We start from the raw sequence: 19,000 nt of genomic DNA, 5'->3' as shown, positions 1-19,000 counted from the left end.
GCCCTATTCCTCATTTCTAAAAATATCTATCTCGCTGTGCGATTTAAAATAATCCAGGCTTTTTGCGGTCGCTTTGCGTCCGCGTGGTGTCCGCTCCAGAAACCCCTGCTGGATCAGATAGGGTTCGTAGACGTCAAGCAGCGTCACCACTTCTTCGCCGATCGAAACTGCCACTGTCTCCAGGCCGACCGGACCGCCGCCGTACGTTTCAATGATCGTCGTCATTATACGGTGGTCGACCGGGTCAAGCCCCAGCCCGTCAACTTCCAGCACCTTGAGTGCATGGTGCGTCGTCCCGAGTGTGATGGAAGCCTCCTGCTTGACTATTGAGAAATCCCTTACGCGCCGGAGCAGGCGGTTGGCAATACGCGGCGTTCCCCGGGAGCGTTTTGCCAGTTCCAGTGCGCTGTCCGGATCGATCGACACTTCGAAGATCTCCGCCGTCCGGTTGACAATCGTAATGAGACTGTCCACATCATAGTACTCCAGCCTGAGCTGCACCCCGAAACGATCCCGGAGCGGCGCTGACAGGCTGCCGAAACGCGTCGTTGCACCGACGAGCGTAAACGGGGGCAGATCGATCCTTATACTCCTCGCCTCTTCGCCTTTTCCGATGACAACATCCAAAAAGAAATCCTCCATGGCAGAATAAAGGACCTCCTCGACGGCACGGGGCAGACGGTGTATCTCATCAATGAAGAGTACATCGCCTGCATCCAGGCTCGAGAGTATCGCAGCCAGGTCCCCTGCCCGCTCTACCGCCGGTCCGGACGTCGTCCGGATATTCACACCAAGCTCAGACGCTATGATATTGGACAAGGTGGTCTTGCCGAGCCCCGGCGGTCCATGAAGTATGACATGGTCCAGCGCCTCTTCCCTTATCCTTGCCGCCTCGATGAAAATCTTAAGGTTATCTTTCAGAGTATCCTGTCCTATGTACTGGTCAAGAAGTTCAGGCCTAAGTGACAACTCCACATTTTCCTCATCATTCATTTGGGCGTCATCCAAAATACGATCATCCATACTAGCACCCCATTACTGTACTAAAAATTTTAGTCCGCTCTTCACTGCTTCATCCACTGAATTTATATCAATGGTCTTAAGATGTTTTTCAATACGTGTAATTTCACGTTTGGAGTATCCGAGCGCTTCGAGCGCAAGAAGGGCCTCGCTGATGTAATGTTCATTCGTGTCTTTCTGCTCTTCTGCCTCCCGGGCTTCTCCCTGTGTCAGTTTCCCCTTGAGATCCAGTATAATCTGGCTTGCCGTCTTTTTGCCGACTCCGGGAAACTTCTGCATATATGCCTGGTCTTCATTTTCTATCGCATTGATGACACCTGCAGGTGTGGAAGCCGCAAGTATTGCCATGGCGCTCTTCGGGCCGATTCCTGTCACTTTGAGGAGGGACTGGAAAAGTGTCTTCTCTTCCATGTCCTTGAAGCCGTACAGCGTATGGCTGTCCTCCCGCACAATCAGATCGGTGAAGATCGCCACTTCGCTGTCAAGCAATGATTCGAACCTGAACGGGTTCGGCACATGGATCAGATAGCCGATACCGCCCGACTCGAGTGTTATATACTGCGGTGTCACTTCCTTGAGTACACCTTTTATATACTGATACATGAAATCACCATCATTCTACAAATTCAAACTCCCCGCCCAGGATCCTCACGGTATCCCCGGCTTCGATCCCTCTGTCACGCAGGGCATCATCTATGCCCATGGTACGCATCTGACGGGCAAAACGGCGTACTGCCGCATCACGGTTGAAATCTGTCATCTTGAAGATGCGCTCGATTGATGCACCGGAAACAACGTAAGCGCCGTCATCATCGCGCGTGATTTCAAAGGCATCCCTGTCTTTTTCATGGCGGTAGACCACTCTTTCGTCCGTATTTTCCGGTATGTCTTCGACAGCATCCGTTTCTTCGAGAAGATCGGCCACTCTGTAAAGCATTTCGTCCAGATTCTGGTGTGTGACTGCAGAAATGCGATAGATCTCACTGTCCACTCCGACTTCCTTTTCAAAGCGGTCGAAGACCTCCTCATCCGATACAAGATCCACTTTATTGAGCACGATAACCTCCGGGCGCTGGATAAGCTTTTCATTGTACAGCGCCATTTCATTGCGGATTGTCCTGTAGTCTTCGACTGCATCCCTGCCTTCTGTACCGCTGATGTCTATGACATGGACGATGACTTTCGTCCGCTCAACATGCCTGAGGAACTGATGACCGAGCCCCGTTCCTTCTGAAGCACCTTCGATCAGACCCGGCAGATCGGCCATGACGAATGATCTGCCATCACTGGTTGCCACCACACCAAGATTCGGCTTTATCGTAGTGAATGGATAGTTTCCGATTTTCGGCTTTGCTTTTGACACCGCACTCAGCATCGTCGATTTGCCGACACTTGGGAAACCGACGAGACCTACATCAGCCATGAGCTTGAGCTCCATGATCACTTCAAATTCCTCGCCGGGTTCACCGTTTTCGGCAAAATCCGGCGCGGGGTTCCTGGAAGTCGCAAAGCGCGAGTTCCCCCGGCCGCCACGGCCGCCTTTTGCCACAACTGCCCGGGCCCCATGCTGAGTCAGGTCCGCAAGGGTCTCTCCTGTATCTTTCCTTTTGATCACTGTACCCGGCGGCACTTTCAAAACCAGAGGTTCCGAATTCTTCCCGTGCGCATTTGCACTCATGCCATTCTGGCCTCTTTGGGCCTTGAAATGTCTCTGATAGCGGAAATCCATCAAAGTCCGGAGTCCTTCATCAACTTCGAAAATGATATCTGCACCATTGCCGCCGTCACCGCCTGCAGGACCGCCCATCGGCACGTATTTTTCCCGGCGGTAGGCAACGAGCCCGTTGCCGCCGTCACCTGCTTTCAAATATATATCCACCTGATCTATGAACATGATTTCACCTCAATTCCTTCGTATTATATCATAATCCCTATGACTGCTTTAATGAAAAAGGACATCAGCAGAAGCTGATGCCCGTTAGATAAATTATTTAGCTTCCTGATAGACGGAAACACGTTTTTTATCCCTGCCGATGCGTTCGAATTTGACAACACCATCGATTTTGGCGAATAATGTATCATCGCCGCCGCGTCCTACGTTTTCGCCCGGGTGGATTTTAGTACCACGCTGACGGAAAAGGATTGAACCGCCTGTTACGAACTGGCCGTCCTGCCTTTTAACACCGAGGCGTTTGGATACGGAATCACGTCCGTTCCTTGTGGAACCAACACCCTTTTTGGATGCGAAAAACTGAAGATTGAGTTTAAGCATTGCTTTCACCTCACTTATATACAAGTCTGATATGTTCACCGTATTCTTCTTCGATCGTTTTCAATGATATGATCATGCCTTCCAGAAGAACCTGCATTTTCTCATCCGGTGCATCAGGCGCCGTGAAACTGAAATAGCCTGTATCTTCATCCATCTGGATGGAGGGGGCGGATTCAGTCATATTGATGATTGCATTTACAGATCCAAACACAACTGCCGAAGCGCCTGCACAGACGATGTCCCTGCCATGTTCATCGAACAGGGCGTGACCCGACATGTCGAAGGATTCAACCCGGCCTTCGTCGTTGATATTTATGGATACATTGATCATTACGCTTCAATCTTTCCGATTGTGAGCTTCGTGTATGGCTGGCGATGTCCCTGCTTGCGGGAATAATTCTTCCTGCGCTTGAACTTGACAACATTGATTTTCCTGCCACGGCCATGTTTTTCAACTTTAGCGGAAACAGTTGCACCTTCCACAGTCGGAGCACCCACTTTAACGGAATCGCCGCCGACAAACAGTACTTTGTCGAAAGTGAATGAATCGCCTGCCTCTGCGTTCAATTTTTCAACGTAGATTGTTTGGCCTTCTTCAACTTTCAGCTGTTTACCACCAGTTTCGATGATTGCAAACATACTTACACCTCCTGATTTAATAAGACACGCCATCTACAGGTGGACAGATGTCACTTTGACCCATAATTGTGCGGTTGATGTCTACAGATTCACCAACTACTGCATTATACCAACTGCCCCGGTGCCTGTCAATGTCTGGATCGCAGGTTGTTCCTGACTTTCGATGTCTTGAGCGCAATGACAAAGACAAAGAAAAACAGGAGGGCATTGAGGAGCAGACTGGGCGCCGCCCTCAGCGCCAGATAATCGAAAATCGGCATGTAGACGAGATCGAGCACCCTGTAAATGAAATAGATGTACGTTTCATACAGGAAAGTGAGCAGCAGGATGACGAAGGCCATCGCAACAAAATCCTTATAGAACACACGGAATGCCGTATGCATGAAGGCAACGAACGCCACCATGCCGAATGCGTGGACACCGTATACAGAACCGATGTATACATCGAGCATCAGGCCGGTGACAATCCCGATGAATGCGCTCATTGACGGACTCACATAGATAGAAATCAGCAGCACATACATCAGCAGCAGCCGCGGCACAAAATAGACTTCAAGGCCGCTGACCATTACAGGACTGAATTCCGCGAATAAAAAATCGAGGTACATGAACAGGAGCGAGAACAGGAAGATGATGATCGCCTTCATACTAATCCTCCATCGATTCCGGACTTCTGTTCAGGACGAATACCGTATCGATATCATCCACATTGCTCTTCAGCTGGACATAGGCATTCTGGCTCAGTCCGTATTCATCATTCTCGACTTCCACTACCGTGCCGATGATGAGCCCTTCCGGGAAATCACCGACCAGACCGCTCGTGAACACCTCGTCTCCTTTTTCAAGACCGCTCCGGTTCTTGATATTCTCCACGACGAGCAGATTGCGTTCATTGTCGTACCTGCTGATATTTCCATACACCGGTTCATCATCATGCATGATTTCCACAGACAGGTTGTTCTGTGAAACGGAAGTCGTGAGCATTTCTATGTAGCTGCTTCCGCCGTTTGCGCGTCTGACCGTACCTATCAGACCTTCGGTGGTCATCACAGCCATGCCTTCTGTGAGGCCGTCAGACTTCCCTTTGTCAATGGTGAAACTGTCGAGCCACTGGTCGGGTGAGCGTGAAATCACGCGGGCCGCCGTCGTATCATACTCCCTTTTGGAGCTGACATCGAGCGCATTGCGCAGCTCTTCATTCTCAGCCTCCAGGCGCTCTATATCCGCTTCCATCTGGGGCAGCATATCGAGCTTCGCCCGCAGTTTTTCGTTTTCCTCGAGTGCACCGAAACTTTTTGATATGGTCGAGAAAATATTGCCGACAAAATTCAGTGGGGCACCGATCACTGTCTGGGTACCTGCTGTCGCATCCGCGGTGAACTGTTCAGCTTTGGTCGTCGAATCCCTGTCAGCCATCGAAAATCCGATCAGTAGAATGAGTACTATGATGCCAAAGAGTATCATCAGCATCTTATTTCGGTTGAAAAGCTTATTCACAGTAAGGCGCCTCCATAATCCATTATATCTGCTTAAAAGAATACCACATCCGCATGATTTTTTTAAAGCATATACAAAAAAATAGAGGGGCAAAAGCCCCCCTATCACAGATAAGATAATAATATATATGATATCTAGAACAGGTTTCAAACCAGATTCTATCAAAGGTATGATTCAACGATGATGAGTCGGAAAATCTACCTTTTTATGTCGATTTCGTTACATTTATAATGGTACATGTTAGTGGATGATGTTTCAAGGGCAATTTGCGAAAAGTTTACGGAAAAATCACCGCCACATTTCTTTGATGGTGTCTAAACGCTCTATGACAGCATCCAGAACCGCATCATCCACTGCGAGAGAAATACGTATATAATTTTTCCCACGTGAGCCAAAAGGCCTGCCTGGCGTGACAAGAATCGACTTTTCCCTGATAAGGAAGTCGGCGAAGCTCTCACCGTCATACCCCTTTGGCACAGCGATCCAGCCGAAGATTCCACCTTTCAGGGGGTTCAGCGGTATACCCGATTCTATCACGGCCTTTTCAAAAAAATCCCGCCTTTTTTGAAATTTTACATGTTGCATGGAGAGTATTTCCTCCTCATGCTCGAGCGCTGCCACCGACGCATCCTGCAGCACGCCCCACATACCGGTCTGGGTATGATCCTGGTACAGATTTATGGATTCGACCATCTCTTTGTTGCCGACAGCAAAGCCGACCCTGAAACCAGACATGTTGAACCCCTTGGACAGCGAATAGATCTCCATGCAGCACTCAAGCGATGGATCGCTCGATAGGATGCTCGGATGTTTTTCGTCAAAGGAAAATGCAGCATAGGCGAAATCATGGACTATCCTCGTCCTGGTGCCTCTGAATCTTTCCACCGTTTCATCAAAAAACTCTTTTGTTGCCACCGCACCGAGCGGGTTTGAGGGATAATTCAGATAGATCAGCCTGGCATTCGAAAGTTCATCTTTGTCCAAAGAATCAAAGTCCGGCAGGAAATCATTCCCGGCCAGAAGCGGCAGGTCATATATTTCACCTCTGGCGAGCTTCACGCCGGCCATGTAATCCGGATAGCCGGGATTCGGCAGATAGACGCCTTCGCCCGGTTCGATGAAAGTCATGGGGAACTGCACCAGGCCGCTTTTGGTACCGTACAAGAGCGCAATATTCTCCTCGTGCAGGGTGACATCATAATGTTTTTTGTAAAGCCTTATGATTGCATCTTTAAAAGAGCGCTTTCCACGGAATACCCCATATCTCTGATTTTCAGGCAGATACACTGAATCAGCCACCGCTTTCTTAATAACATCCGGTGTCTCCCCGTCCGGGATGCCGACTGCCAGATTCAAAAGCGGCAGTTCACCTCTTGCGGGTTCCCCCGCCATCGCACTCCCAAAATAACTCGGTGGAATGCTTCTCAGCATTTCATTTGCCATTTAAAACCCCTCCGGTTTATCGAATCCTTTGAACTCTTCGTCGATTGTCTGTTTGAAATGATCAGATTCAACAGCTGCGATGAGATCATCAGCCATGCTACTGTCCTCATCCTCCGCGTTTATGACAATCTGGTTGCGGAAATTTTCGTTCATCTGTTCAAGCTGCAGTGCATCGTTGAGATCCATGCCGCTTGCCAGCGCATAGTTGCCGGGCACAAGTGACAAGCCGATCTGATCCACGCTTCTCGGCAGCTGGCCGGAATCCTGGAACACAAACTCCAGATTCTTGTTGTTCTGGACAATGTCCTCCTGTTCAATCGCAAGCATATTGGCATCTTCACTGATCTCAATCAGGCCGGCGTCCTCGAGTGTCTGGTACCCTCTCGAAGAGTTGACCGGGTCCAGCGGAAGCGCCACTTCACTACCGTTTGCGATCGACTCGAGCGAATCGGAATCGCTGGAATAGAGACCCATAGGTGCTGTCGGCACCTGAATCAGGTTCAAGAGTTCAGTGCCATTCTCTTCGTTGAAATCTTTCATGAAAGATACATTCTGATACAGATTGGCATCCAGATCTCCGTTGTTCAGCGCATTATTCGGCTGGATGTAATCTGTGTATTCCACAATTTCCACCGTGTAACCCTGTTCTTCAAGCGCCGGTTTCAAAGCCAGGTTGACCATGTCACTGTACGGTCCGGATGACGCACCGATTGTAATAACCTCGCCCTCGTCTTCATAAAGAAGTATGCTCGTCGTTATGATGACCAGAAGTGCCGCCCCTAGAAATGTAAGTATACCGCGCATCTACCTTCCCTCCTGTCTGTGACTCAGAAAGTCTCCGATGATCTGAATTAGCTGGACGATGATGATCAGTACAACCACTGTTGCCACCATGGTCACTGTATCATACCTGTAATATCCGTAGCGGATTGCGAGGTCGCCGATGCCGCCGCCCCCGACAACCCCTGCCGTTGCACTGAAAGCGACAACCGAAATGATCGTCAGTGTGATTGCCTGTGTGATTCCTCGTTTGGCTTCGGGAATCAGCACGTCCGTAATGATGAGGAACAATGATGCCCCGCCGGCGATACTCGCTTCGATCACCCCTTTCCCGATGCCATTGAAACTCGTCTCGGCCAGCCTTGCGAATAAAGGTATTGAGGCAATGGACAATGCCACACTCGCGAAGACAGGTCCGTGCGAGCTATTGGTCAGCCATGTCGCAAGCGGCATTATCGCCACAATCAGTATGATGAAAGGGAATGAACGGATCACGTTTGTAAGTGCGCCGAGAAATGCGTTGAGCGGCTTCATCCCAAAGAGCAGCGGGTTCGAAGTCATGTACAGCAAAATGCCCAGCGGCAGGCCGATAAGCACCGCGAAAAATATTGAAATGGAAACCATCAGCGTCGTCTCAAGCAACGCCCTGTACAAAAGTGGCAGGATTTCTGTCAGTCTACTCATATATTTCTGCCTCCTCTATGCCTCTGGATTCGGTAATAAACGTCTTCAGGTTACCGATCTCACCGCCATCACCCTGGACATGCAGCATCAGGAATCCGAGCGGCATGCCGTTTATGTATTCGATCCGCCCGTTCAGTATGCTGATATCCAGGTCAAAATGACGGTAGAGCTGATTCACATAGTTCGCTTCCGCATTTTCATCCAGAAACTTGATGGTAATCACCTGCGAACTGTCCGTCTCTCTGATGTGAGGAGGGATCACAAAGTCATAAATATCCTGTACGAAGCCTCTTGTCACATTATGCTGCGGATGGCTGAAAATGCTGTAGACATCATTCGTCTCGATGATTTCTCCATCCGACATGACACCGACCCTGTCCGCCACTTCCTTGATGACTTCCATTTCATGTGTGATGAGGACGATTGTTATACCGAGATCATGGTTGATTTTCTTCAGCAGTCTGAGTATATTCTTCGTCGTATCCGGGTCCAGTGCGCTGGTCGCCTCGTCACAGAGCAGGACCTCGGGCTCATTGGCCAGCGCACGTGCGATGCCGACCCGCTGTTTCTGGCCGCCTGAGAGGTTCTTCGGCCATGAGTGCATCTTGTCGGTGAGCCCCACAAGTTCGAGCAGCTCATTTACCCTGTCCGCCATTTTACGCTTGTCATGTTTACTCGCCTTAAGCACGAACTCTATATTTTCATATACTGTCTTCGACTCGATCAGGTTGAACTGCTGGAAAATCATGCCGATCTTCTGCCGCCTCGTACGAAGCTCCTTTTCTGTCAGACTATCGAGAACAACGCCATTAACAATGACACTCCCCGACGTCGGCCGTTCCAACAGGTTGATCACCCTCAGCAGAGTACTTTTACCTGCCCCGCTGAAGCCGATCAGCCCGAAAATCTCCCCGTCCTTTATCGAAAGGTCCGTCTGTTTCAGTGCCTCCACTTTCCTGTTTTTCAATTCGAAGGTTTTAGATACCCCCCGCAGCTCAATGCCCATTCAACCACTCCATTTCCATTAGAAAACCCATCTGCCATGATCATCGGCAGATGGGTGTTTAGATTCTATCTGCCAGGCCTCTGCCTGCAGGATTTAGCACAGTACCCAACCGAGTCCGCTGCTGAAGCTTCACAGGGCCTGATCCCTCCACTTCTCTGGATAAATGAATTATTTGATTGTTTTCAACTTTATAACAACAGACCGGCAAAGTCAATACTCTATGCCGGTTTTCCCGTCACTTGCATTTCATACATCCGTGAATACTCCCCGCCGTTCCTCATCAATGCGTCGTGATTCCCCTGTTCAGCAATCCGGCCGTCCTCAAGCAGGACGATCTGGTCTGAATGCTGCACGGTGGACAGTCTGTGCGCAATGATGAATGTCGTCCGGTCACGGCTCACGACTTTCATCGCATGCTGTATCATCTGTTCTGTTTCAGAATCGATGTTGCTGGTCGCTTCATCCAGTACGAGCACTTTCGGATTGAAGGCAAGCGCACGGGCGAACGAAATCAGCTGCCGTTCCCCGAGAGAAAGCGTCGAACCCCTTTCCGTGAGCTCAGAGTGGATGCCCTGATCCATCCTGCCGAGGAGCTCTCCTCCACCGACACTGACCAGTGCATCCGTCGCCTTTTCCACACTGATATCATCATTGTTCAATCTGATGTTATAAAGCAGTGAACCGCTGTATATGAAGGGATCCTGCAGGACAATGGACATCCTCTGCCGGAGCGACTGTTTGGAGATCTCAGTCGTATCCCGCCCGTCAAAGAGTATCTGGCCCCCGTCCGGGTCGTAAAAACGCATCAGCAGGTTTATGATGGAACTCTTCCCGGAACCTGTATGTCCAACCAGGGCGACCGTCTCCCCTGGAGCCGCTTCAATGTTTATATCAGCAAGCACATTTTCCACACCGTCATAGGAGAAGCTGACATCCCTGAACCGGATATCACCGGCAAACTCCCCGAGTTCTCCTTCATCCTGTTCCTCCGTCCTGGCATCGAGCAGTTCGAAGACCTTCACCGCGGCTACCCGCGCCTCTTCGAATATGTTCAACTGTCCGATGATGTTGTAGAGCGGGTTGAAAAATCGCGTGATATAATCCACCAGCACATACATCGTACCGACAGAGAGCGCCTGCGCATCATTGAGGAAACCGGATGCAAAGATGTAGACCATGACGGCGAATATGAGCGATCTGAAGCTCTCTAGCAGATTCTCGCCTGTCGCACTCTCGAGGTTGATCAGCCGCTTCGAATTTTTTACGTAGTCATCGTTCAACCTTCCGAATTCCTCTTCGATCTGGCGTTCCCGGTTGAAGACCTGGATGACCGGCATGCCGTTGATCGATTCATTGATCATCGCGTTCATATCGCTGTTCCTCTCCCGCTTGTTGTGATTGTAGTCGTTGGAATATTTCCGGTAAAGGACCATCCACAGAATGATCACAGGGATGAAGACCAGCATCATGATCCCGGTCCATACATTGATGGTGAATATTATGACGGTTATTGTCCCGACAGTCAGAGCACTTACCATGAACATCGGCAGCACCACGCTGAACATCTCGAGGATTGTCTCGGTATCATTGGTGATCCGGGCCACCACCCTGCCTGCAGGCAGATCATCAAAATAGCGGATTGGCAGCCTCTGCACATGGCTGAACACATCATTCCGCATTTTGCGGACGACAAGGCCGCCCGATTTCTGCAGAATCACCGTCTGGAAGTAGCTGAAGACCGCATGAAGGACTTTTATGGAAAAGAAAAGCCCCAGCAGCTTGAATATCGGCGCCAGTTCAATGCTGCCCCCTCCGACCTTGATGTGATCATCCAGGATCATCATGGCGATGAACGGGCCGAGCAGCTCAAACCCGACCATCAGGATCATGAGCATGACCCCGGATGCAAACATCCACTTATATTCCATTGCATAGCCAAGCAACCGTTTCATTTCCGCCATCAGTATGCACCTCCTGTCTGATAATAGTCATTCTGTTCACTGTACCAGCCGCCGCTTTCCACCAGTTCACCGTGGGTGCCCATTTCCACAATCCGGCCGTCCTCCATCACGATGATGACGTCGGAATGAATAATTGCAGATAACCGATGCGTCACTATGACCGTCGTTTTGTTTTTCCTTGACCGCCTGATATTATCGATGATCCGTTTTTCAGTTTTTGCATCGACTGCACTGAGTGCATCATCCAGTATGAGGATTTCAGGCTCCTTTATCAGACTTCTCGCTATTGAAATCCTCTGTTTCTGACCGCCGGAGAGGGCAACCCCCTTTTCGCCGACCAGCGTGTCAAGACCATACGGCATCCGTTCCAGGTCGGAATCCAGCGCGCTCAGGTGGATGGCCTTCCGCAGTTCCTCCTCCGTCGCATCTGGATTGCCGAACCTGATATTCTCCTTTACAGTCCTTGAGAACAGGATGTTTTCCTGTGACACATATCCGATCTTCGCGCGCAGTGCCTTTCTGTCGAGCTGCCCGATATCCTTGCCGTCTATGACCAGGCGCCCCTCTGCTTTTGGATAATACTTCAGCAGCTGCTTGATGAGCGTCGTCTTGCCGCTGCCGGTCCTGCCGGCAATGCCGAGTGTCTGGCCTGATTTGAGTTCGATGCTGATCTGTTTGAGATTCTCTCTTCCGCTCAATGGATATGTGAAAGATACATCATCGAAATTCATTTCAGTGCTTCCTATGACATTACTGCCGTCATCATTCACATCATCATCGGTATCCAACACTCTGTATATGCGGGTCAGTGAAGCATTGCCACGCTGCAGAATATTGAACAACATGCCCAATGCAAACATCGGCCAGACGAGCATGTTAAGGTAGATGTTGAAAGTGACGATGTCACCGATTGTGATGACCCCCCTGTTTGCCAGGATTGCACCGTAACCCAGAGCCACCATGAAGCTCACCATGGTAACAAGGATCGTGAGCGGCTGGAACAATGCGTCTAGCCGCTCCACTTTCATGAACCTGTCGAGATATCCGTCAGTCATTGCCAAAAAGCGCCTGCGCTCGTCTTTCTCCTGGACATAGCTGCGCGTAAGCCTCACACCTTCGACCACTTCCAGTACGGAATTGTTCATATCGCTGAAAGCTTCCTGGCTCTCCTTATGCGCCGCGTTGATTTTCCCGCCCAACCTCGCTTCTATCAGGGCAAGCAGCGGGAGCGGAAGCAGTGCATAGAAAGTCAGCTCCCATGACACCGTCACCCCCATCGCAAGGATGATCGTTCCCATGAAAGTCGTCGCATCAATGAGCGTGAGCACACCCCATGCAGTCGCCTGATGGACACTCCGGAGATCGTTCGTCGCCCGTGCCATCAGATCACCGGTTTTATTCTTCTCGAAAAAGGCCGGTGACATCATGAGGAATTTCCGCATCAGCTTCATCCGGATTATGCTCTCAATCTTCACCGCACCTCCGATAAGCATGTACTGCCACAGGAATCCGCCGGCGTAGCTCAGCAGGATGACCGCGGCAAATGCGATGATCAGCTGCCACATCAGCATCCCTGTGATTTCTCCCGTACTTATGAAATCAATCGCCCGCCCGATCAGCTGTGCCGGAATCACCTCAAGTATGTTGACGATGATCAGCACGAGGAGGATTGAAATATAACGCCACTTATTCTCTTTAAAAAACCATTTCAACCTAATAAGAAATTCAAACATGATTTAACCACCCTGTTCCATGACCAGGGCCTTTATCAACAGTTATCTCCGATAAAACCCCTTGGTATTCTCAGTTGCCCGTAATCTTGAGATACGTTTTCACAGTGCCTTTCCATCTTGGATTTCAACATAATACGCCACCCCATAAATTCTGAATTTTCTTAAAAATAACAACAAAAAAAGTGCGCACCATTTTTGTGCACACTGAAAAATTGCATAAAAATAGGGAGGCATTAGCCTCCCTAATACAGATAAGATAATAATGTATATGATATCTAGAGCAGGTTATGATGAATAATCAGGCTCTATCAAAGGAGGCACCATTATGAAATTTGTTGTTCATGACTTGAGCTGAGTTAAACATCAGGTTGTCCTCCTTTATATGTTATTTTTAAGACATGTTCATCATATCGTAATAAATTTCGGTTTTCAACACATTTTACAAATGTTACGGTGATGTAACATTTCTGTAATATAAAACCTGGCCAAACAGGCTTTTTAAAACAAAAGGGACATTTGTATTGCAATGACACCAGAAGCAAAGGAGCATCCAAAAATGAAAATACTGTTGCTCGGCGCCACCGGACGCGTCGGAAGCCACCTACTCAACCTTTCACTTGGAGCCGGATACCATGTCAACGCACTTGTCCGCAATGCGGATAAGATAAAAATCTGCGATGAAAAACTGGACATCACCCAAGGGAGCGTCCTGGAAGATGAAAATATCAGAAAAGCGATGGAAAAAGCCGAACTGGTCATCAGTGCCCTTGGAACAGACGGCGGCACCACACTGTCGGAGAGCATGCCGTCCATCATAGATGCCATGCGGCAGGAAGGAGTCGGACGCATCATAACAATCGGCACAGCCGGAATACTCGACAGCCGCTCTGAACCCGGAAAACTAAGGTACCAGTCGAGTGAATCAAAGCGCAGGACCACAAGAGCAGCACGTGAACACCACAAAGTCTATGAAATGCTGGAAAGTTCAGGACTCGATTGGACAATTGTCTGTCCCACGTATCTTCCTGATGGTGAATATACCGGAGAATATCGGGTAGAACAGAATTTCCTGCCTGCAAATGGGAAGAGCATCTCTGTACCGGATACCGCGGAATTTGCGTTCAGTCAGATCGAAGATGACAGTTATGTAAATTCGCGGGCCGGCATCACCTACTGATGAATCAATATGGTCAAGGCACATTGTGGATTTGACAGGGACTTCGTTTATATAAATCCACCATGCTGTATTGGAGGGTTTGCCATGCATCGACTCATTTTTTATTTTTCAATCAGACTTTGTCCCAATCCATTAAATTTTCAAGCATGAGTGCCAGCGTAATTCCAACCAGCAGCCCGCTGCTGATCAATGGTTGAAGAAAATCCGGCAGGCTTTCGAAATAGGAGGCGGGAAATGTCATAATGAGAATTCCGACAAACAGTGGAATGGCTGAACGATAGATGTTGAGTGTAGTAAATTCAACCTCCCGGAAGAAACTAAACGATGAATTGAGCATCTGCAGGTAGGCAACGAACAATACCGCACTGCCGACGCTTAGAGGCAGCATAGAGAAAAAATGACCAATCGGCGGAATCACTCCCATTACAAAAAACATAAAACCGCCGAGGACAAAGGGCAGCCTTTTAATAATCCCAGTCTGATTGAGAAAACCGATTGATGATACATAAGGTGCATAGGGCACAAGTCCAAGCAGGCCCGCCAAACCGGTGAAGATTCCCGTGATCGTAAAGGATGATCGCATTTGAAGTTTCCCGGACTCCGTCTGATACAAACCATCAGTCCCCTTAAGTGCACCGAATGTATTGGCCGTATTCAATAACCCCGTCAGCACTGTCGTTATGATTATTCCCGTGTTCCACACCGGATCCCCGAGCGGAAATAATTCCATACTTGGCGTGACTGTCCCGCTCATCGCGTCTTGCTGCTCAAAAATGAGGCTGAACCCCATCCATCCAATCACTATACCGATTAACAAGCCATAGCTTCTTACGCTTGAAGGGGCTTTAATACTGATGATCGCCACAATGGCTGCAATAATGATCGAGAACAGAGAGATGGATAGATCTATTTTTGCACCTTGCACATCATTACCAAAAGGGATGCCCAGCATGCCCTTTAAAAATATGCCGATCAACTGACAGCCAAATAAGAACATGAATACACCCATGACAGCCGGATTAAACAGTTTAGCAAGGTAAGGTCCTGCCCCGCTCAAACCAATAATTATTGTCAATCCAGCCGAGATAATAACCCCTGTGGTTAGACTGCCTCCCAAGACATCCAGGGGGATTCCCTGTGCAGCTGCAGTAGTTGTCAGCATCAGAATGACACCCCACCAGAGCCCTGACTGCCCTTCCATTATCGCACGTTTATGGCCCATCAGTGCCTGCGCTATGCATGCCATTCCCGTTACAATGAATGACAGTTGAAGTCAGCCGGCAATCCTTTCCTGGGGCAGTTCAAAAGCGGCACCCACCGTAATCGGTATCACAACAATATTCGTAAAAATAAAAAAGAGCCATTGAAGACCCGAAAGCCAGTTACCTGGTTGTAACAACTCTTTCATCACTACCTTCCTCTCTTCCTGTAATAATTATCTCTGTGCCTTCAACTTCAAAAATCATCTTGAAAGTAATCAATGATAAGAAAGCGATGATTAGGTCGCTAGAATGGGAGCGGTCAGGCTGGATGGCTTAATTTGACAGAACAGGCAATAAAATCGTTAAATATGATTAACACTGGGAGGTGAAAATATGAAATCATACTGGCTGAACATTCCTGTCAAAGACGTCCGGGCTTCCATGGATTTCTTCAAACACATAGGCTTTGAAGTAAATGCGGGTGAAGATGAGGCCCTCGCACAGGTTATCGCTGGTGAACAGCCGATATTGCTTTTCAGGGAAGATGTTCTCCAGTCATTCATGGGCGGAGAGCTTACTGACACCAAAGCCGGCAACGAATTCATAGTATCATTCAACATGGAAAGAAACAAAGAAGTGGATGACCTCTGTAAAAGGATTACTTCGAATGGCGGCCGGGTACTGGAAGGCCCTGCTGAAATCAGAGGATACTACGGTTGCCTGTTCACGGACCTGGATGGTCACAAGTACAATGTGCTTGTCATGTAGCGATTAATTTAACACTAAGCGGGTACCGGAAGCTGTCCGGTACCCGCTTTTGAACATTTCAAATGCATACAATTGTTTTATCCCATTTCATCTTTTACAGTATATCGGATCCATAATGTCCCGTGTTCCAACTCTTTGACAGATTCCAGTTTAAAAGCTGTTTCTTCGACGGTTGAAAATGGTGATTTCGCGACAAAGAAACGGTTTCCATCCGGATCGCCGTTTGCAATGGGTGCCAGTATGACACTGACTTCATCGACCAGCCTGTTTTGAACCATTGACCAGTTGATTGTCCCTCCCCCGCCGACCATCAATCTTTGAATACCAAGAAGGCGACAGCATTTATCCAACATCACATCATAGTCGATCTGTTCCTCTCCGGCTATGATATATGAAATGTTCTTCTTCCTGAGAAAATCTTTATATGAATTTTGCACCCGCTCCGTTATCACAACTACTATGTGGGACTGTACTCCGCCGTAGCCAAAAGTATTTTCTTCAAAGGCCAATTCTCCCCGGGTATCCATTGCCAGATAAAACATCGGAGCATCAGGGTCTGCGATGTAATCTCCATAGGGTACTGTGTCAGCCGTTTCGTCCACATCCGGTTTCTGATAGTGCGTAATATTATCTTCTGTCGACGTTTTGCCATTCAGGTAGGCCTGAACTCCGAACTGTTGTTTTTTTGGATCAAGTGACATCTCCTGGTACTGACGGCTGGCTTCTTCAAATTCAGTCAAACCCATGATATCAAGGTTGCCGTCAATCGAGGTATGTGTGTGTATGATTGTATAAGGCCTGTTCATTTCTGTCCCTCCTTCTCATATGCCCTCAATTTCCATTCATAGGAAAGCATATGTTCGTCATAGGTGTCTATTTTACGGTTGAGCATTTCATAGTTACTATTTAATACACGGAGTTTTTCTGCCAATTCATCCCGCTGGTCGATCAATAGTTCCTTCCTCATTGGAATTGTACTGTCCCCCTGTTTGAAAAGAGAGATATACTCGATGATCCGTTCGATGGACACACCGATATCCCGCATACATTTGGTAAAGTGCACCCAGTTCAGATCTTCGGCATCATAATCCCTGTGGCCATTCCGATCCCTGCTGACCGGTGGTATTGCCCCGGCACGTTCCCAATACCTCAACGTGTCCGAAGAGATGTTATGACTATTGCTGACCTCTTTTATATTCACTCAACCCCTCCTGTTACCATGGCTGGTCCGTCGGACCTACAGTGAACTCATTGATATTGACATCCTCGGGCTGATCGATGGCAAATTCAACGACATTTGCGATACGGTCCGGCGTAATTGCATACTGGTCATACATTTCAGTTGCACCATCCAGTGTTTCTTTGTCCGTAATTGTTTCCAGCAATTCAGTATTGATCGCTGCAGGATAGATTGTTGCTGTGCGGATATTATTTCCTTCCAGACCCGATTCCATTCGTAAAACTTCCATCAGATTCCGCACAGCCCATTTTGTCGCACCGTATACCGCACCCCCGGGGTAGCTTTTCAAACCGGCAACTGATGATGTAGTAATCACCTGGCCATATTTTTGCTCCTGGAATACAGACATTACCGCCGCAATTCCATTTAATACACCTTTGAGGTTGACATCAACCATATCGTTCCATTCATCAACTTTAAGGGCGGACAACGGTGAGTTTGGCATCAAACCAGCATTCAGGAAAATGACATCAACTTTACCGTATGTCTCCTTCGCAAGCTTGACAAGCTCTTCGTTATCTTCCGGTTTTACAACATCTGTCACTCTATACGCAGAGTCTCCGCCGTCACTTTTGATTTCTTCACTGATTTGCTGAAGCCTTTCTTCACGACGGGCACCCAGTACCACTTTCGCTCCCTTTGAAGCCAGGAGCTTCGCTGTCTCTTCACCAATACCTGATGATGCACCTGTTATGATTATTACTTTATCTTTAATTGCCATGATTATTTCGCTCCTTTCTGTATACTATACACAATAAACCTTGGAGTGAACTCCAAGGCAAACCATTTTGACCGCTTCTTCTTCAAATCTTGATTCATTTTTCTTCCTTTTCCTCCAAATACGATCTGAACTTGGCAGGATTGCCGGCAACAATCGTATTTGGCGGAACATCCCTGGTCACGACAGAACCTGCGCCAACAACAGAATTCTCCCCGATCGTTACCCCTGGAAGTATCGTTGCATGCGAACCGATCCACGATCTCTTTTCAAGTACAATCGGCTTCAGATGCATGGTGCCCCTGTTTTCAGGGTCAAGATCATGATTGATGGTTGCGAAAACGACATTATGTCCTATCAGACTCTCATCACCGATAGTAATGCCACCTTGATCCTGGAATCGGCATCCGGAGTTAATGAAAACATTATTCCCCATACGAATGTTTTTTCCGAAATCGGAAGTGAAAGGTAAAAACAAGGAGAAACCTTCATCCAGTTCCTGACCAATTATCCTTGAAACCTGAACTCTGACCTCTTCATCCGTATACACGCCATTATTCAGCTGTGCACATAAAAATCTTGTCTGCTCTGAAACCTCGCTCATTGCTTTGTTGGCTTCCGAACCGGCATGAAGGACACCTTCATCCTCCATTATCGATAATAATTTTTCAAGTTCCATTAATATCCTCACTTCCTATTTTTTCCTGTCTCTAGTATGCCCGATGGACCACATCTGCTGTATAACAGCTTTATAAACGCATAATACACAATATAAGGCATTCCCCAGCCAACCCAAAATCTGAGGCCACCTGACCCCCGGCCCCTCAAACAAATCATTTTCAGTTGCAGAGTACCATACC

General features: G+C 48.4%; 22 protein-coding genes, 1 riboswitch and 1 other annotated feature. Of the genes, 2 read left to right on the top strand and 20 right to left on the bottom strand.

The window, feature by feature from the left end; genetic code table 11:
• Window positions 1-3 precede the first annotated feature (3 nt).
• From ruvB to C792_RS0106785, 14 genes are all read right to left on the bottom strand, one after another.
• The gene (ruvB, locus tag C792_RS0106850; RefSeq protein ID WP_017548721.1) at window positions 4-1,023 is read right to left on the bottom strand and encodes a Holliday junction branch migration DNA helicase RuvB; all 1,020 of its coding nucleotides are present in this window, start codon (window positions 1,021-1,023) and stop codon (window positions 4-6) included.
• A gap of 12 nt (window positions 1,024-1,035) precedes the next feature.
• The gene (gene ruvA / locus C792_RS0106845) at window positions 1,036-1,623 is read right to left on the bottom strand and encodes a Holliday junction branch migration protein RuvA (RefSeq protein WP_017548720.1); all 588 of its coding nucleotides are present in this window, start codon (window positions 1,621-1,623) and stop codon (window positions 1,036-1,038) included.
• A 10-nt stretch (window positions 1,624-1,633) separates the two neighbouring features.
• Complete coding sequence (gene obgE / locus C792_RS0106840; RefSeq protein ID WP_017548719.1) at window positions 1,634-2,914, bottom strand: GTPase ObgE; 1,281 nt, start codon at window positions 2,912-2,914, stop codon at window positions 1,634-1,636.
• 93 nt (window positions 2,915-3,007) lie between these two features.
• Window positions 3,008-3,292: a 50S ribosomal protein L27 gene (gene rpmA / locus C792_RS0106835; protein WP_017548718.1), complete on the bottom strand. Its 285-nt coding sequence runs from the start codon at window positions 3,290-3,292 to the stop codon at window positions 3,008-3,010.
• A 10-nt stretch (window positions 3,293-3,302) separates the two neighbouring features.
• Window positions 3,303-3,623 carry a ribosomal-processing cysteine protease Prp gene (locus C792_RS0106830; protein WP_017548717.1) on the bottom strand — a complete coding sequence of 107 codons (321 nt, stop codon included), beginning with the start codon at window positions 3,621-3,623 and terminating at the stop codon, window positions 3,303-3,305.
• Window positions 3,623-3,931 (bottom strand): 50S ribosomal protein L21, encoded by a 309-nt coding sequence (rplU, locus tag C792_RS0106825; protein ID WP_017548716.1) that lies wholly within the window; start codon window positions 3,929-3,931, stop codon window positions 3,623-3,625. The genes C792_RS0106830 and rplU overlap by 1 nt, the downstream gene beginning before the upstream one ends.
• Window positions 3,932-3,943: 12 nt before the next feature.
• Window positions 3,944-4,017: a sequence feature (ribosomal protein L21 leader region), on the bottom strand.
• 42 nt (window positions 4,018-4,059) lie between these two features.
• On the bottom strand, window positions 4,060-4,578 hold the full coding sequence (mreD, locus tag C792_RS0106820; RefSeq protein ID WP_017548715.1) for a rod shape-determining protein MreD: 519 nt from the start codon (window positions 4,576-4,578) through the stop codon (window positions 4,060-4,062).
• Between the two features lies 1 nt (window position 4,579).
• On the bottom strand, window positions 4,580-5,428 hold the full coding sequence (gene mreC, locus C792_RS0106815) for a rod shape-determining protein MreC (protein ID WP_017548714.1): 849 nt from the start codon (window positions 5,426-5,428) through the stop codon (window positions 4,580-4,582).
• Window positions 5,429-5,716: 288 nt separating this feature from the next.
• A complete protein-coding gene (locus tag C792_RS0106810) occupies window positions 5,717-6,871 on the bottom strand; it encodes an aminotransferase class I/II-fold pyridoxal phosphate-dependent enzyme (RefSeq protein ID WP_017548713.1) in 1,155 nt (384 codons plus the stop codon).
• Window positions 6,872-7,675 (bottom strand): MetQ/NlpA family ABC transporter substrate-binding protein, encoded by an 804-nt coding sequence (locus C792_RS0106805; RefSeq protein ID WP_017548712.1) that lies wholly within the window; start codon window positions 7,673-7,675, stop codon window positions 6,872-6,874.
• The gene (locus C792_RS0106800; RefSeq protein ID WP_017548711.1) at window positions 7,676-8,335 is read right to left on the bottom strand and encodes a methionine ABC transporter permease; all 660 of its coding nucleotides are present in this window, start codon (window positions 8,333-8,335) and stop codon (window positions 7,676-7,678) included. It abuts the gene before it with no gap.
• Window positions 8,328-9,341, bottom strand: coding sequence for a methionine ABC transporter ATP-binding protein (locus C792_RS0106795; RefSeq protein ID WP_017548710.1), 1,014 nt, complete (start codon window positions 9,339-9,341; stop codon window positions 8,328-8,330). The genes C792_RS0106800 and C792_RS0106795 overlap by 8 nt, the downstream gene beginning before the upstream one ends.
• Window positions 9,342-9,403: 62 nt before the next feature.
• Window positions 9,404-9,507, bottom strand: a riboswitch (SAM riboswitch).
• Window positions 9,508-9,559: 52 nt separating this feature from the next.
• Window positions 9,560-11,302 carry an ABC transporter ATP-binding protein gene (locus tag C792_RS0106790; RefSeq protein ID WP_017548709.1) on the bottom strand — a complete coding sequence of 581 codons (1,743 nt, stop codon included), beginning with the start codon at window positions 11,300-11,302 and terminating at the stop codon, window positions 9,560-9,562.
• On the bottom strand, window positions 11,302-13,035 hold the full coding sequence (locus C792_RS0106785; protein WP_017548708.1) for an ABC transporter ATP-binding protein: 1,734 nt from the start codon (window positions 13,033-13,035) through the stop codon (window positions 11,302-11,304). Before C792_RS0106785 ends, C792_RS0106790 begins: the two co-directional genes overlap by 1 nt.
• A 556-nt stretch (window positions 13,036-13,591) precedes the next feature.
• On the opposite strand from C792_RS0106785, the gene C792_RS0106780 reads away from it, so the two are divergent.
• Complete coding sequence (locus tag C792_RS0106780) at window positions 13,592-14,212, top strand: NAD(P)-dependent oxidoreductase (RefSeq protein ID WP_017548707.1); 621 nt, start codon at window positions 13,592-13,594, stop codon at window positions 14,210-14,212.
• A gap of 112 nt (window positions 14,213-14,324) precedes the next feature.
• On the opposite strand, the gene C792_RS14365 is transcribed toward C792_RS0106780, so the two are convergent.
• Window positions 14,325-15,434, bottom strand: coding sequence for a uracil/xanthine transporter (locus C792_RS14365; protein ID WP_017548706.1), 1,110 nt, complete (start codon window positions 15,432-15,434; stop codon window positions 14,325-14,327).
• Between the two features lie 51 nt (window positions 15,435-15,485).
• A complete protein-coding gene (locus C792_RS15110) occupies window positions 15,486-15,620 on the bottom strand; it encodes a hypothetical protein (RefSeq protein ID WP_017548705.1) in 135 nt (44 codons plus the stop codon).
• A 187-nt stretch (window positions 15,621-15,807) separates the two neighbouring features.
• Here C792_RS15110 and C792_RS0106770 point away from each other — a divergent pair, with 187 nt between their 5' ends.
• Window positions 15,808-16,182 (top strand): VOC family protein, encoded by a 375-nt coding sequence (locus C792_RS0106770; RefSeq protein ID WP_017548704.1) that lies wholly within the window; start codon window positions 15,808-15,810, stop codon window positions 16,180-16,182.
• Window positions 16,183-16,259: 77 nt separating this feature from the next.
• Here the strand turns inward: C792_RS0106770 and C792_RS0106765 are convergent, their stop codons facing one another.
• The 4 genes from C792_RS0106765 to C792_RS15105 all read right to left on the bottom strand — a co-directional run bounded on the left by C792_RS0106765 (window position 16,260) and on the right by C792_RS15105 (window position 18,819).
• Window positions 16,260-16,988: a dihydrofolate reductase family protein gene (locus tag C792_RS0106765; RefSeq protein WP_017548703.1), complete on the bottom strand. Its 729-nt coding sequence runs from the start codon at window positions 16,986-16,988 to the stop codon at window positions 16,260-16,262.
• Entirely contained in the window at window positions 16,985-17,383 is a 399-nt protein-coding gene (locus C792_RS0106760) for a MerR family transcriptional regulator (protein ID WP_017548702.1), read from the bottom strand. The genes C792_RS0106765 and C792_RS0106760 overlap by 4 nt, the downstream gene beginning before the upstream one ends.
• A 13-nt stretch (window positions 17,384-17,396) precedes the next feature.
• Complete coding sequence (locus C792_RS0106755) at window positions 17,397-18,143, bottom strand: SDR family oxidoreductase (RefSeq protein WP_017548701.1); 747 nt, start codon at window positions 18,141-18,143, stop codon at window positions 17,397-17,399.
• 94 nt (window positions 18,144-18,237) lie between these two features.
• Complete coding sequence (locus C792_RS15105) at window positions 18,238-18,819, bottom strand: sugar O-acetyltransferase (protein ID WP_017548699.1); 582 nt, start codon at window positions 18,817-18,819, stop codon at window positions 18,238-18,240.
• Between the last annotated feature and the right edge of the window lie 181 nt (window positions 18,820-19,000).

This window comes from Salinicoccus carnicancri Crm (assembly GCF_000330705.1).
Classification (GTDB): Bacteria; Bacillota; Bacilli; order Staphylococcales; family Salinicoccaceae; genus Salinicoccus; species Salinicoccus carnicancri.
This window is presented reverse-complemented; position numbering and strand designations above follow the sequence as displayed.

What these genes read in the sequence shown, in the direction of transcription:
- ruvB (WP_017548721.1), bottom strand. Translation starts at nt 1,023, where the DNA reads ATGGATGATCGTATTTTGGATGACGCCCAAATGAATGATGAGGAAAAT.
- ruvA (WP_017548720.1), bottom strand. Translation starts at nt 1,623, where the DNA reads ATGTATCAGTATATAAAAGGTGTACTCAAGGAAGTGACACCGCAGTAT.
- obgE (WP_017548719.1), bottom strand. Translation starts at nt 2,914, where the DNA reads ATGTTCATAGATCAGGTGGATATATATTTGAAAGCAGGTGACGGCGGC.
- rpmA (WP_017548718.1), bottom strand. Translation starts at nt 3,292, where the DNA reads ATGCTTAAACTCAATCTTCAGTTTTTCGCATCCAAAAAGGGTGTTGGT.
- C792_RS0106830 (WP_017548717.1), bottom strand. Translation starts at nt 3,623, where the DNA reads ATGATCAATGTATCCATAAATATCAACGACGAAGGCCGGGTTGAATCC.
- rplU (WP_017548716.1), bottom strand. Translation starts at nt 3,931, where the DNA reads ATGTTTGCAATCATCGAAACTGGTGGTAAACAGCTGAAAGTTGAAGAA.
- mreD (WP_017548715.1), bottom strand. Translation starts at nt 4,578, where the DNA reads ATGAAGGCGATCATCATCTTCCTGTTCTCGCTCCTGTTCATGTACCTC.
- C792_RS0106810 (WP_017548713.1), bottom strand. Translation starts at nt 6,871, where the DNA reads ATGGCAAATGAAATGCTGAGAAGCATTCCACCGAGTTATTTTGGGAGT.
- C792_RS0106805 (WP_017548712.1), bottom strand. Translation starts at nt 7,675, where the DNA reads ATGCGCGGTATACTTACATTTCTAGGGGCGGCACTTCTGGTCATCATA.
- C792_RS0106800 (WP_017548711.1), bottom strand. Translation starts at nt 8,335, where the DNA reads ATGAGTAGACTGACAGAAATCCTGCCACTTTTGTACAGGGCGTTGCTT.
- C792_RS0106795 (WP_017548710.1), bottom strand. Translation starts at nt 9,341, where the DNA reads ATGGGCATTGAGCTGCGGGGGGTATCTAAAACCTTCGAATTGAAAAAC.
- C792_RS0106790 (WP_017548709.1), bottom strand. Translation starts at nt 11,302, where the DNA reads ATGGCGGAAATGAAACGGTTGCTTGGCTATGCAATGGAATATAAGTGG.
- C792_RS0106785 (WP_017548708.1), bottom strand. Translation starts at nt 13,035, where the DNA reads ATGTTTGAATTTCTTATTAGGTTGAAATGGTTTTTTAAAGAGAATAAG.
- C792_RS0106780 (WP_017548707.1), top strand. Translation starts at nt 13,592, where the DNA reads ATGAAAATACTGTTGCTCGGCGCCACCGGACGCGTCGGAAGCCACCTA.
- C792_RS14365 (WP_017548706.1), bottom strand. Translation starts at nt 15,434, where the DNA reads ATGGGCCATAAACGTGCGATAATGGAAGGGCAGTCAGGGCTCTGGTGG.
- C792_RS15110 (WP_017548705.1), bottom strand. Translation starts at nt 15,620, where the DNA reads ATGAAAGAGTTGTTACAACCAGGTAACTGGCTTTCGGGTCTTCAATGG.
- C792_RS0106770 (WP_017548704.1), top strand. Translation starts at nt 15,808, where the DNA reads ATGAAATCATACTGGCTGAACATTCCTGTCAAAGACGTCCGGGCTTCC.
- C792_RS0106765 (WP_017548703.1), bottom strand. Translation starts at nt 16,988, where the DNA reads ATGAACAGGCCTTATACAATCATACACACACATACCTCGATTGACGGC.
- C792_RS0106755 (WP_017548701.1), bottom strand. Translation starts at nt 18,143, where the DNA reads ATGGCAATTAAAGATAAAGTAATAATCATAACAGGTGCATCATCAGGT.
- C792_RS15105 (WP_017548699.1), bottom strand. Translation starts at nt 18,819, where the DNA reads ATGGAACTTGAAAAATTATTATCGATAATGGAGGATGAAGGTGTCCTT.